This is a genomic window from Marinobacter sp., from assembly GCF_034669625.1.
GTDB lineage: Bacteria > Pseudomonadota > Gammaproteobacteria > Pseudomonadales > Oleiphilaceae > Marinobacter.
Window position 1 is genome coordinate 49,048 of the sequence record NZ_JAXMOY010000013.1, and the last position, 12,965, is coordinate 62,012.

At 53.4% G+C, this 12,965-nt stretch carries 11 protein-coding genes; 5 read left to right on the forward strand and 6 right to left on the reverse strand.

Annotated elements, in window-relative coordinates:
* The first annotated feature begins 36 nt into the window (after nucleotides 1-36).
* The 3 genes from zipA to VOI14_RS11925 all read left to right on the forward strand — a co-directional run bounded on the left by zipA (nucleotide 37) and on the right by VOI14_RS11925 (nucleotide 5,916).
* Nucleotides 37-1,032 carry a cell division protein ZipA gene (gene zipA, locus VOI14_RS11915; RefSeq protein WP_323752269.1) on the forward strand — a complete coding sequence of 332 codons (996 nt, stop codon included), beginning with the start codon at nucleotides 37-39 and terminating at the stop codon, nucleotides 1,030-1,032.
* 23 nt (nucleotides 1,033-1,055) lie between these two features.
* Complete coding sequence (gene ligA, locus VOI14_RS11920; protein WP_323752270.1) at nucleotides 1,056-3,092, forward strand: NAD-dependent DNA ligase LigA; 2,037 nt, start codon at nucleotides 1,056-1,058, stop codon at nucleotides 3,090-3,092.
* A 154-nt stretch (nucleotides 3,093-3,246) separates the two neighbouring features.
* Nucleotides 3,247-5,916: a hypothetical protein gene (locus VOI14_RS11925; protein ID WP_323752271.1), complete on the forward strand. Its 2,670-nt coding sequence runs from the start codon at nucleotides 3,247-3,249 to the stop codon at nucleotides 5,914-5,916.
* 30 nt (nucleotides 5,917-5,946) lie between these two features.
* Here VOI14_RS11925 and VOI14_RS11930 read toward each other — a convergent pair whose 3' ends face one another.
* The 3 genes from VOI14_RS11930 to VOI14_RS11940 all read right to left on the reverse strand — a co-directional run bounded on the left by VOI14_RS11930 (nucleotide 5,947) and on the right by VOI14_RS11940 (nucleotide 9,177).
* Entirely contained in the window at nucleotides 5,947-6,582 is a 636-nt protein-coding gene (locus tag VOI14_RS11930; protein WP_323752272.1) for a CBS domain-containing protein, read from the reverse strand.
* 97 nt (nucleotides 6,583-6,679) lie between these two features.
* On the reverse strand, nucleotides 6,680-8,566 hold the full coding sequence (gene mnmC / locus VOI14_RS11935) for a bifunctional tRNA (5-methylaminomethyl-2-thiouridine)(34)-methyltransferase MnmD/FAD-dependent 5-carboxymethylaminomethyl-2-thiouridine(34) oxidoreductase MnmC (protein ID WP_416361421.1): 1,887 nt from the start codon (nucleotides 8,564-8,566) through the stop codon (nucleotides 6,680-6,682).
* Between the two features lie 5 nt (nucleotides 8,567-8,571).
* Nucleotides 8,572-9,177: a peptidylprolyl isomerase gene (locus VOI14_RS11940; protein WP_323752274.1), complete on the reverse strand. Its 606-nt coding sequence runs from the start codon at nucleotides 9,175-9,177 to the stop codon at nucleotides 8,572-8,574.
* A 214-nt stretch (nucleotides 9,178-9,391) separates the two neighbouring features.
* Between VOI14_RS11940 and VOI14_RS11945 the strand changes: the two genes are divergently transcribed.
* Nucleotides 9,392-10,138 (forward strand): pilus assembly protein PilB, encoded by a 747-nt coding sequence (locus tag VOI14_RS11945; RefSeq protein WP_323752275.1) that lies wholly within the window; start codon nucleotides 9,392-9,394, stop codon nucleotides 10,136-10,138.
* Between the two features lie 72 nt (nucleotides 10,139-10,210).
* Here VOI14_RS11945 and VOI14_RS11950 read toward each other — a convergent pair whose 3' ends face one another.
* From VOI14_RS11950 to flgA, 3 genes are all read right to left on the reverse strand, one after another.
* The gene (locus VOI14_RS11950; protein ID WP_323752276.1) at nucleotides 10,211-10,681 is read right to left on the reverse strand and encodes a flagellar protein FlgN; all 471 of its coding nucleotides are present in this window, start codon (nucleotides 10,679-10,681) and stop codon (nucleotides 10,211-10,213) included.
* Between the two features lie 7 nt (nucleotides 10,682-10,688).
* Nucleotides 10,689-11,015 carry a flagellar biosynthesis anti-sigma factor FlgM gene (flgM, locus tag VOI14_RS11955; RefSeq protein WP_323752277.1) on the reverse strand — a complete coding sequence of 109 codons (327 nt, stop codon included), beginning with the start codon at nucleotides 11,013-11,015 and terminating at the stop codon, nucleotides 10,689-10,691.
* A gap of 125 nt (nucleotides 11,016-11,140) precedes the next feature.
* Nucleotides 11,141-11,845 carry a flagellar basal body P-ring formation chaperone FlgA gene (flgA, locus tag VOI14_RS11960; RefSeq protein ID WP_323752278.1) on the reverse strand — a complete coding sequence of 235 codons (705 nt, stop codon included), beginning with the start codon at nucleotides 11,843-11,845 and terminating at the stop codon, nucleotides 11,141-11,143.
* A 155-nt stretch (nucleotides 11,846-12,000) separates the two neighbouring features.
* Here flgA and VOI14_RS11965 point away from each other — a divergent pair, with 155 nt between their 5' ends.
* The gene (locus VOI14_RS11965) at nucleotides 12,001-12,930 is read left to right on the forward strand and encodes a chemotaxis protein CheV (protein WP_323752279.1); all 930 of its coding nucleotides are present in this window, start codon (nucleotides 12,001-12,003) and stop codon (nucleotides 12,928-12,930) included.
* Nucleotides 12,931-12,965: the final 35 nt, after the last annotated feature.

Genomic DNA, 12,965 nt, shown 5'->3' on the forward strand with positions numbered 1-12,965 from the left:
AACAACGTTGCAAACTGCGAACAGGACAGCAGAATTATGTCACTTAGGGAATGGTTAATTGCCATAGGTACCCTGGTTATTATTGGGATCGTCGTCGACGGCATCCGAAGAATGCACCGTGCCCGGAAAGAGTCCATTGCGATATCGTCTGGAATGGGCGTGGATGAGCTGGACGACTCCCCTCTGGATCAGGATTTTAATCCTGAACTTCCCAATGGCGGTGCGCGCATTGTTTCGAGAGGGACGCTCGAAGAACAAGGCTATTTGAAATCGGATCATTCGGAGTCTTTGAACAGTTTGGATGACGACAATGATATTGCGCCGGAGTCTGGATGGGGTGCTGAACGAGATGATGCCTATATCCCGGATGAGCAAGAAAAAACCATTCACCCGCAAGCATCAGAACAGACTGGTTTGTCTGAAGAAGACGACAGTCGTGATGTGGCTGCTGCTCAGCCGGTAGATGATGTCACACCGCATGATGCTCGCTCAGAGCCAATGCGTGAAGCGGTGGTCTCTGACGTTCAGGAAGACACCGCAAACCGGCAAGTCGCTCATCACGATGCAAATCGGCCTTTGGCTGGCGCAAATCGGCCAGAAGCTAAGGAAGTTCTGGTGATCAACGTACTTTCGCCACAAGACAAGCCTTTCGAAGGCGTTGTCCTTAAAAAGTTGTTCGAAGCCTGCGGCTTGGAATTTGGTGATTTGGACATTTACCATCGTCATGAAGGCAGTGATACCACTACACCAGTCCAGTTTAGTGTGGCCAGTGCGGTTGAACCCGGCACCTTCCGGCCGGAAGATATGCCTGCGCTCAGCACGCCAGGAATCAGTTTCTTCATGAGCATGCCCGGTCCAACCAATTCGCTGCAAGCCTTTGAGTTCATGCTGGAAACAGCCCAGTGTGTGGTTCGTAATATGGGCGGCGAGTTGAAAGACGAGCGTCGAAGTGTGATGACCCCTCAAACCATTGAACATTGTCGCCAGCGCATCCGTGAGTTTGAACGTAAACAGCGTTTCCATCGGGTGTAACGCTTAACCAGGACACCCACCTGATGACTCAGATCCCTTCAGAAATTCGACTGCGCGCAGAAGAACTGCGCGCAGTTCTCGACGATCATAATTATTACTACTACGTTCTGGATGATCCCCGAATCCCCGATGCCGAATACGACCGGCTGTTTCGGGAACTGCAAGCGTTGGAAGCAGAACACCCGCAGCTTGCTTCGGACGATTCCCCTACGCGCAGAGTCGGTAGCAGCGCCAATACCAGCTTTGCCGAGGTCACCCACCGAGTGCCGATGCTTTCGTTGGATAACGCCTTCAGCGAAGAAGAGCTTCAGGAATTCGATCGTCGTGTTCGCGACAGATTGAAGGCCGATGAGCCCATCGAGTATGTGTGTGAGCCGAAGCTTGATGGTTTGGCGGTCAGCCTTCACTACGAGCAAGGGCTGCTCACGCGAGCGGCAACCCGAGGTGATGGGACGACTGGTGAAGACATCACCGCCAACATTCGAACCATTCCGTCGGTGCCCCTCAAATTGAGAGGGAATGATTTTCCCGATCTCGTAGAGGTGAGGGGCGAGGTGTACATGCCCAAAGCCGGGTTCGAAAAGCTGAATAAAGGGCTGGCGGATCAAGGCGAGAAAACCTTCGTAAACCCACGTAACGCAGCGGCCGGCAGCCTGCGTCAGAAGAAGTCGACCGTAACGGCTAAGCGGCCGCTGGAAATGTGTGCTTATAGCATGGCGGTTCTCGATGAAGACCAGTTGCCCGCCACACATTGGGAGAGCTTGCAGTTGGTGAAAGGCTGGGGCTTTCGGATTAACCCCGAAATGCGCCTGGCGACAGGGGCCAAGGATTGCCTCGAAGCCTACAATGCTTTGATGGATAAGCGTGCCGGCTTGCCCTATGAAATTGATGGCATTGTCTTCAAAGTGAATCGGCTCGACCTACAGAACCAGCTTGGTTTCGTATCCCGTGCGCCTAGATGGGCCATCGCTCAGAAGTTCCCGGCTCAGGAAGAGCTCACGACCATTGAAGGCGTGGAGTTTCAAGTTGGTCGAACCGGAGCTGTCACACCCGTTGCTCGTTTGAAACCCGTGTTTGTGGGTGGTGTGACGGTATCCAATGCCACGCTTCATAACATGGATGAAGTACGCCGACTGGATGTTCACATTGGTGACACCGTGTTTATTCGTCGTGCCGGTGATGTGATTCCCCAAGTCGTCAAAGTGGTACCCGAGAAGCGCCCTGAAAATGCCGAAGGGGTGGCAATGCCCACGCAATGCCCGGTGTGTGAATCTGACATCGTGCAAATTGACGGTGAAGCGGTCGCGCGATGTTCCGGCGGCCTTTATTGCCCGGCTCAGCGCAAAGAGGCCATTCGCCACTATGCTTCCCGTAAAGCCCTCGACATTGAAGGTTTGGGCGACCGGCTGATTGAAGTGTTGGTTGATGCAGGCATGGTCGCCACCGTTACAGACCTGTATCGCTTGACCAAGTTCCAGATATCCAGCTTGGAGCGCATGGGCGATAAATCGGCCAGCAATCTTGTTGCAGCAATCGATCGTTCCCGCAATCCCGTACTGTGGCGGTTTTTGTACGCTTTGGGTATTCGGGAGGTTGGCGAAGCGACGGCAAAATCGTTGGCGTCGTATTTCGGTACGCTTGAAGCCATTTCGGACACTAGTGAAGAGGCCCTGCAACAGGTGCCGGATGTGGGCCCGATTGTGGCAGGTCATATCCGCAGCTTCTTCGATCAGTCCCACAACCAGGAAACTCTGAAGGCACTGAAAGAGGCTGGCGTTATCTGGCAAGATGAGCAAGTGACCCCTGCCGATGAGCAGCCGCTGGCTGGTGAAACCTGGGTGTTGACCGGCACCTTGTCGCAAATGACTCGGGATCAGGCCAAAGAAAAACTGGAAAGGCTGGGTGCAAAGGTTGCCGGTAGCGTCTCCAAAAAAACCGCCTGTGTAGTAGCCGGCGAAGCCGCGGGCTCAAAGCTTGCGAAGGCTGAGCAGCTTGGTGTGAAGGTGTTGGATGAAGCGGCACTTCAGGCCTTTTTCAATGAACACGGAATGGAAGTGTGACCACAGGCCTGCCGAGTGAATCTGAGAACTCGCGCAGGTCTTGCCCTGAGCAAATTGGCTACCATGGCGTTGATCTGTAACGGTGTGTAACTCGGGTTTGTGTGAGAGAGCCTGATCACCGTTCTAACAACAACGTCAAGAAACGGATTTTTGCATGCGTGCCGATTTGTCTCCCCGTACCTGTCTGGCAGGCCGCTTGGCCGGCCTTGTACTCCTTGCTTTGGTTACTGTTGGCTGCAAAACCGAAAAAGATCCCGATCAGCCTACTTTGTTAGGTGCACCTGCGCAGACGGCTTATCTCGGCGTTGAGTATTACTACAACTGGGGAGCTTTCGGCGGAGAGGATATTCTCGATTACTCGCTGGTTAACGCCCCGTCCTGGCTCGCCTTGGAAGATACCTCAAACAAGGCCCGACAAGGCATTATTATGCGGGGCGTACCCGGTTTGTCCGGGGGGAATCGCGGTGAAGCGGATCTTGTTAAGAACACGAATATTGAGATCGTCAGCACCGACGGCAAATTGTCGGGCTTCCAACCGTTCGATATCGAAGTAAAGCGCAACGTGCTGTCGGTCGAGGTTACTGAATTCACGGAGGGCGAGGCTGCTGAGGTTGAACAAGCGCCTAACGTGGTCACCTGTGCTGTGCCGGATCTCACTGCCCAGGGGCAGCACTCGTTTGAACTGAATCTTTATGAGGAAGATGGCACTTTCAAACAGCCTGAGGAGACTACCAGTACGACCCACCGCACCTACGCAAAGGTCACTCTGGAGAAGCCTTCCGTTACTCGAATAGACGTCGAATTTCGGTTGGACAGCGACTTTAATCCGGAAAATTGCGACGCAGGCGTCAGCGCTCCGCACCAAAAATGCGAGTACAGCACATCCAATACCGGGCGCGCGATCATAGGTCAGGATATCGTTGTTCTTGGCTCTGATTCAGATAAAGCCGTTGATAAAGACGGAAACCCTCTTTCCTATATTACCTTCCAGAAAAACGACGCCAATGTGTACGATCGCGGGGTACTGACACTAGAGCCGGGCATCACTGAATGCTACATCCCGTTGGAGGTTGTTGATGATCGCATTCCGGAGTCCAGTGAGCTGGCGTTTATCCGTTTGACGGAAGTGCGCGAAGGTATTGCGTCGCTGGGGCTGAATAACACTGGGACCCAAGCCGCAATTACCATACTTGATAACGAGCCCGTGGTTTCCGTTCAAACGCTGAAGGGAGGGACAAAGGATGCGATCAACGCTGATGACAATTCTCAGCCCATCACTTACAAGGCTATCCTGACCGGTGAGAGAGATGGCGTAGTGAAGGTTCGATTTGCGGAGCAGGGTAAAGGCTCCGGTGCCAAGAAAGGCGCGCATTTTGAAATACTCGACCCCGCTGGCACGGTGACGTCTGAGCTTTTGTTTCCCAACGATCAGAACGAGGTCGAGTTCGGTATTCGCGGCAAGACGCATAGCCTGGCGGCAGACGACGGCTACGACGATTTATTTTTGAGCTTGGCGGTGGATGATGGCTATCAAGCGGGGCGCCAAGGTTATGCAAGGGGCGCTAGTGACGCTTTATTGCGGGTCAACTTGAATCGGTTGATCTCAGCAAGAACCTTCAACAACTTTACACCTACGGATATCGAACTGGGCCATGCCAGCCGGCTGTTTGTGGCCGGGTATACCAATACGGATTCAGAAGTTCGTATATACGATCAAAAAGGCACCTTGCTGGACACAGTGTCTGTCGCGCCCACGGTGACGGGTACCGACGTTTACATCAGTATTGCGGAGCGAGTCGATAGTTCAGCAACCCCGAGAGTGACCTATCACGAATTGGCAGTAGGTTACTCCGTGCCCGGAACGAAAGGCGGTCAAGACGCCCACGCCGCTCTATTTCGGTTTGATGGTTCGACCTATCTTCCGGTCTGGAGCGATGCGTACGAAGCAGGCTCAAATGCTGATGATCATGTCCGTTGGGTCGGTTTGATCTCAGACCTTGGCAAACCCGTGGTGGTGTTAGCCGGTGATACTGAGGGTAGCTGGGAAGGCGAGAGTAATGCCGGTGGCAGGGACGTGTTTTTGGTCGAAGTTGAAGACGGCGCAGGTACGGGTGAGAAAAGAGCTGCCACGTTGATAGGGTCGAGTGCTGATGACCGATTGGCTGCTGCTGGACTGAGTTCAGCGAAACTGTTTTTGTTTGGCCAAACGCCGGTTACGTTGGATGGAACAAGTACCATGGGCCCGTTCTTGACCACAGGCAGTGCAAAGGCGGGGCTTAACATTGTGCAGGTTGGTGCTGACGCATCCGAGACGTTAAGGCACGGCGTTTACGGTTCGGGTTTGGCTTGGATGGTGGGTGATTCAAGTGGGCTTTCCTACGGCATTAAGAAGGTCGAGGGTGAGGCCAATGAGCTGACCCGGAGTCGCAGCCAGAATAGCCAAGCCGGCTTTGTCTGGGGGCTTGAGGATGATGGCGCTCCCAAGTACGTTTACCAAGTGAATGATTATGCTGATACGTCGAAAGAAACACTCACGCAAAGTTTGTTATTTGACGGAGATATAGTGCTGGCGGGTAATACTGATGGGCGGTTGGATGAAGACAGTGCAAGTGCCACCGATAACGATGGCTTTCTGGCGCGTCTAAGCTCTCAGGATGATCTGGACTCCCGAAACTGGGGCAGCCAAATTCCCCGGGATATGATGTTTCTTGATCTGGTGAATTATCGTGATGACGAGGTCATGGCGCTGGTTGATGTCGCTGGTGTTCGGCAACTGCTCGTATTCAGTCCTGAAGGGAGATTGCTAACACCCATTGTGCCTTAACCGGAGCGCCTAACGCAGGAAAGAGGGGGCCTAGACGGCTCCCTCCTGTCGGCTCGCGCTGGCATAGAGTTTCAAATAATCAGTGCTTGTGACAATGCCGGAAGGCTGGCCGCTAGAAGCGTCTACAATAAGCGCTGCATTGAGGCGGTGGGCAAGCATTAACCGAGCGAGTTGGTGTGCGTCTGTCTCGGGGAATGCGGTCAGAAATGCGGGCAGCTCGATGTTGAGCAGGCTTTGGGTATCGGCTTCAGCACGGTTCTCGTGTATCCACGTCAGTAGCCATTTAAAATCGATTAACCCCGCAATGTTGTCATCCGACATCACGACTAAGTGGTGTACGGCATTGTCTTCCATGACGGCTAAAGCTTGGCTCATGGTGGCGGTCGCCGACACAGCGTATTGCGCCGGTGACGCGATCTCCGATACCGGAAGGTAAACTCTCTCTTCTTTTCTTTCTCCTGCCGCGACAGTGCCATATTGTTGCAGCGCCCTGTGCCGGCCGCTGTTCGCCGCCTGCTGAAATTCCGCGTCCGTCGCTTCGTTGTGAGTATTCGAGAGCGCGCTGGAGGGCTCAAGTTCAGTGACTTCACCAACCGTGCGGTTCCGAAATACCTCCGGAAGACGAGTGCCAATGGGGCGGCCCGGTTCACTTACATGAATAGACATAACAACACCTATTATGGCCGTTGGACCATATCCCTGTGAGCTTCATTAACTGTTTATCGGCCCCGCCGCCGAAAACTTCAGTGATACTGCTCCATTGCTACGACTCAGGTTTAGGGTACAGGCGCAGAGTATCCACCCGTCGGGCAAGATCACTGGGTAGGCAGGGCGGTTGCCCGGTTATCAAGTCCGCCAGATATTCCGCGAGTAACGGCCCCCAAACCAGGCCTTTGCTGCCAAGCCCCGTAAATAGATACGCCTCTTCAACTTTGGCACCAGATTCCGTTCGCAGTTCCCCGGCCACGGGTTGGTAGTCATGGGTGGTGCAACGGAAGGCTACACGGCCCTTGAGTCCTTCGGCCGAAGGAGCCTGCTTCAAAGGAAGGTTGGGGAGCATTCGCAGGAGCTCATCCATATTTTCTTGATGGCCTTCGACGGTTACCTCGGGATTATCATTTCTGATGTCGAAGGTTGCGCCGGTGGTTGCTTGCCCGTTGGCAACAGGGTTTAAATATTTTGAACCACAGATCACCGTTGCTGGCGGATTAACGGTGGCTTCCGGTAAATAAGTGACCTGCCCACGAATGGGCTTTAATCGAAGCGTTCCTGTCACCGGGGCAATGTCACCGGTTTGATGACCGCAGGCAATGACAAGTCTCGAAACCCGGTGCTTGTTGCCCTGAGTGCTCAGGAGAGACCAGTCATGTTCGAGGCGCTCAATCTGAGCAACGTCAAAACCATACAGCGTCGTAATCAGAGGGTGCTGGGAGAGGCGTTCACAGGCTTTGGCCGGTTCTATCCAGCCTGACTGCGGAAACCAAAGCCCTGTAACAGGGATGTCTATGCCGGCAAGTTCTGAGGCTCTCGCCGCGCTCACAGGGGTCAAAAAGTTCTCGGGATACTGGTTTCGCTCACAAAACTTACGTTGGCGCTCGGTTTCTTTGTCGGTCGTGGCCAATTGCAACAACCCGGTGGGGTGCCAAAAATCGTCCTGCCAGCGGTGATAGTAGCGCTGGCTGAAACTCAAGGCTGTTGCCGCCAGTGCTGCCTGAGCGTTGTATTCGATGCCGAGCTTTGCATACAGAGCGCCTTGGGCGTTACCTGACGCCGCTGAGCCGGCACTGTCGGCTTTGTCGATCAGTAGAATAGGGATGCCGCGATCGGCCAGATTACGGGCTAAAAGCGTTCCCGCGATACCTGCCCCAATGATGGCAACGGTGTCGGCGGGCGATATCGCGGACGTAGGGGGCTCGGTGGCTGCCGCTAACGTACCCGATAGCATTTCACGTTTACGGCCAAAGCCCGGTAGCTTTGACGTTTCGAATCCTGCAGCTTCAAGGGACCGCCGAATTCGGCCCGCCACGGTGAAGGTGGAGAGACTGGTACCTGGCTGGCTGTGATCCCGTACGGCTTGGATAACCCCATCGGTCCACATGTCCGGATTGTACTGAGGGTCAAAACCATCGAGAAACCATGCATCGGCATTGAATGAGAGTTGCTCGAGGCCGTTGCGAAGCTCGCCAAAATATAAGGTGAGTCTTATTCGGCCACCCTCGAAAACCATCCGGTGAACGCCATTCATTAGCGGTGGATAGTGGCTGATCAGTTGTTCTGCCAAGGGGGCAAGTTCTGGCCAGCGCGCTAAAGCGAGCTTCAGTTCTTCCTGGGTTAGCGGATATCGCTCAAAGGAAACAAAGTGCAGTGTGGTGTTCTGATGCTGTGCCGTTTGCCGTGCCCATTCCTCCCAGGTAGCCAAAAAGCTCAGACCCGAGCCAAAGCCTGTTTCCGCGATGACAAAGTGACCATGACTCGGCAGTTTGGCGAAACGTTCAGGCAGGTTGGTCGGTTCGATGAATACATGACGGGTTTCGGAGAGTCCGTCATTGCGGTTGAAATACACATCGCCGAAACGGGCAGACTCGGGAACGCCATCTTGCCAAATCAATTCCGCCGGCTCTGTGGCCGGCGGTTTTAGGGTTCCGGTTATGGCCATCAGTCTTCAGCGGTAACCTTGGTCACACTTTGAATGACCACCGGGGAGAGCGGAACGTCGGCCATGCCGCGCTTGCGCCCGGTCTGCACAGAGGCAATTTTGTCGATAACGCCCATACCCTGAGTCACTTTACCGAAGACCGCATAACCGGCGCCGCGCACTCCCGCGTTCAGGAAGTCGTTATCCGCAACATTGATGAAGAACTGCGATGTGGCAGAGTCGGGGTCGTTGGTGCGGGCCATTGAGATAGTGCCACGCAGGTTTGGCAAGGTTTGGCTGCCTTCGTTAACGATGGCGGGTTTTGTGGGTTTTCTGCTCATGTCAGCGTTAAAACCGCCGCCTTGGATCATAAAACCAGCAATGACACGATGAAAGATGGTCTCGTTGTAGAAGTCGTCTTTTACATAGCCTAAGAAATTTTCGACTGTCTTGGGGGCAACATCCGGACGCAACAGGATTTCAAATGCCCCTTCGGAGGTTACGAACCGTACTTTGGGTAACTCATTGTTGCTGTCAGCGTGCGCTGTGCTGGAAAACATAAGTGCCGAGATAACCAGCAATGCGGCATAAATCACAAGGGATTGTTGTTTTACGAAGTTTGTCATTTAAAGGCTGCTCTTTGTTTCAGTGAGTGTCGGAATAGCTGACATAATCGGATGCGCTACAAAGCAGTTCACGATATTAACAGATCTTTACCGCGATAAGAGCAAAAGCAAACAGTAGGTAAAACGTTCCTCAGCTAGGCTGGCAATAGGTTGAACAAAATCACAATGCCGGGCCTGGTTGTACGGTGTTCATAGCGAACACAGGAGAACACGAGTGAAAGTCCAAAAAGGATTTGAGGAAAAGTCACGGCTTGGCCGGTTGTTGATCAATCGGGGGTGTTTATCCGAGTTAGAACTTGATAGTGCGCTGAAGCTTCAGCAAGCCTCTGGGCAGCGCTTGGGTGAGGTTTTGATTGCATCCGGCTGTATTACTGAAAAAGATCTGATTCGGGTATTGAAACACCAGTCTCGATATCGCAATACGGCGGCACTGGTGACGATGGTGGCTCTTCCCTTTCAACCGCTGGTCTCTTTTGCTGCGACGACCACCGATGATAACGAATTGGCTGCTACAGCGAGTGCAGGGCAGTTGTACGAGGGCCAGGGTTTTGCTCCGTTATCGGAAGACGAGATGTCGGTTGTGTCGGGCCAGCGAAGCATGGGTCTGCTGGATCGCATTCAAAAGGTCGCCGTTATGCCGGGAAAAGTAGTGGCTGGTAGCGCTGATGAGGTTGGCCTTGATGCGGTTGAGGGCGTGCGGTTAGCGGCGAACGTGTTTGTGCCTGTTTTGAGTTTCCTTGATTCTGATCTAACGATTTCCGGTGTGCGTTATCGTGAAGGTGAAGATCGATATACTATCCGTGATGATGGAGCGATAACGCTGACGTTGCCCGAGCGGATTGAGGAAATCAGGATGGATAGCATCCGAGTGGCAGGTGGTCATGAGGCATCTATGGGAAATGTCAGTATTCAGGATATTCGGTTTCATCCCGATTCCAAGATGACGATCTATACCCGTTAACAGCCGATCGTCGTGTTCTAACGTAAAATGCCCGGCAATAGTCCCGGGCATTTTACTTTCTAGCCACAAGAATCAAGCGCTGGCGAAAACAGTGCCGCTTGAGACGGTGGTTTGCTGGCCCTGAGCGCCGTAAAGCTTTTGCTGGCTGGAGGCGCCGCGGAAAATGTCAGTCACGCGCGCGAGGCGTTTTTGTAGATGACTGAGGACCCGGCCGTTGTTCTGGTTCAGTGTCTGGCACTCCCGAAGCTTTTGATCGGCGGCTTTCCACAACTGATACAACTCATCCATTCCGCCTGCCCGAATAAAGCGAGAGGGCTCACCAGATTCGGGGCGATAGCCCATGCTAACAAGCAAGTGGATCTTCTGACGAGCTCGATCACGAATAGCGCCAAGAATCTGGTTCTTTTCGTTCGTCAGCTCTTGAAGGGGGCTAATATCCGGGGAGGATAATGCCTGCTTCTCACGTAGGAGAAGATCCGCCAAACCTTCTAGCTGGCGGAGGTCTTCACTAAGAAGGGTCTTCAATTCATCGATAGCGGCCATACTCTACTCACCCAAAAATGCTTTCATCCATCTCAAGCATTTTCTGGGCCAGTTTTTCTGCGTCGATCTTATAGGTGCCGTTATCCAGCGCTGAGCGGATTTGCGCGATGCGATCGTCATCCATCTCTGGGTAGTCGCCCAGCTTTTCCTCAAGATGCTTCATGTTTTTTGCTTGGCTGCTGAGGCTAACGTTTTCGCCACGAGCGGCTGGGCCTTGCGCCTTGGCTTGATCGGCTGCTGGCGACGCAGAGTTTGCGCTGTTCGCCGCTTTGTCAGCCGGGGTTCTGGTGGTGTTGACCTGGCCTGGGCCAATTCCATTTAAGTCAACTGACATAAAAGTACCTATTTGCCTGTGGCCACTTTTGGTAGTGGCGGAATCGGGTTTATATCTGTTTAACGGCAAGACGTTGCCGTACTTTAGTCTATTTAGGAAAAAAAATTCCGCTCAGTCGTCGAGCGCTATTGCATAGGAATCTCGACACGTCCTGGAGCGACTACCGTCGCCTTAAGTGTGCGTGCAGAACGAAGGTTCTCCACCAGCACTTGCTCCCCAATGCTCGCGTTGCCCAGAGCTTTACCGCGGGAGCTGACCGAGAAGGAGCCGGATCGGGCAACGATAATAACATGGTCGCCCCGTTCGATGGCGTCAGGGGCTTCCAGTAAGTCCGGGGTAAGGACCGTGCCGGTTTTAACGGGGCGGCGAATCATCATTCCCTGAATCGTTTGCATGTCGGTGAGTGTGCCCCGGCGGCTTGCGTTTAGCTGAACTTCGCTCGTGGTCAGGGCTGCGCTGGTTAATCGTTCGCCCCGAGTTAAAGGGCGTGCCGCAACGATCGCTGAGCCGTATATCTCGACAGATGCCGTGGCATACATGCGCCATGGGCGCTCCCCGGCGCAGCTGATCAGTATGGAGGGGCTGGGCGTTCGCAGGGGATCACTCACGAAACTCAGTTCCGGCTCTCCTTCGCAGGGGGCCAGTTTTAGGCGCCGGTCGACATTGCCAATTTGATACTCAATGCGCCGGTTTAGCTGCTGTTGTTTGTCAGCCCAGGTTTGCAGAAATCGCTCTGCCATTTGCTGAATATCGCTGGCAGTCGTGGCCTGTTCGGCGAAGATGGACGCGCTGGGGAATAGGCTCAGTGTGAGAAATAAGAGGGTACGCATCTGGGGTGCCTTGTCCTATGCTGTCGGTATGTCTGTCGCCCTTTAAAAAAAGTTAAGAATCTGGGCGTATGGCCGTTACACTAAGCCTGAATTCAGAGTCTTTTAGCTACGAAGCAAAATCAGTGCCGGTTTAGGCATCCTAGGAGTAGAGCGTCATGACAGGGGTACTTCAAAACGTTAACCAGCGCACTCAGTTGGTCGGCCAGAATCGGCTCGAACTGTTGCTATTTCGGCTACGTGGCCGACAGGTGTACGGGATTAACGTCTTCAAAGTGAAAGAAGTTCTGCAGTGCCCAAAACTGTCTTCTATTCCTAACAGTCGTGCCGTTGTGCGCGGGGTGTCTCATATTCGCGGCGAGACCATTCCTATTGTCGACATGAGCATGGCGATCGGATTGCCCGGGCTGCCTCAGGAGCAACTGGCCACAAGCTTTGTGATCATCACGGAATACAATCGCAAGACCCAAGGATTTCTGGTGTCTGGCGTGGATCGAATTATAAATATGAATTGGGAAGACATCATGCCGCCGCCCAAAGGGGCAGGCAAAGATGTATACTTGACCGCGGTTACCAATGTTGATGAAAAGCTCGTTGAAATCATTGATGTAGAGAAGATTCTTTCAGAAGTTTCTCCGCTTCGTGAGGACGTAAATGAAGAGCTTGTCACGCGGAGCGCGGCCCAAGCAAAGCAGTCTCTCCCTGTTCTGGTTGTGGACGATTCCGCCGTAGCTCGGCGCCAAATCAGCCGTTGTCTGACCGCGATTGGTATGGACGTCGTCACCCATAATGACGGCAGGCAAGCGCTGGAGTACATGAAAAGCCTTACCCAAGATGGTTCATCAATTCGAGACCATCTATCGTTAATTATTTCCGATGTGGAAATGCCCGAGATGGATGGTTATACGCTGGTCACTCGAATTAAAGAAGACCCCCTGCTGAAAGATACCTTCATCATGTTGCATACATCGCTGAGCGGTGTCTTCAATCGAGCTATGGTACAGAAGGTGGGCGCAGATGATTTTATGGCAAAATTCAGCCCAGACGAACTGGCTGAGCGCGTGATGGAATTGATTGGTCAGGATTGATGTCTCGGTTAACCGTTTTACCCATGATAGAGATG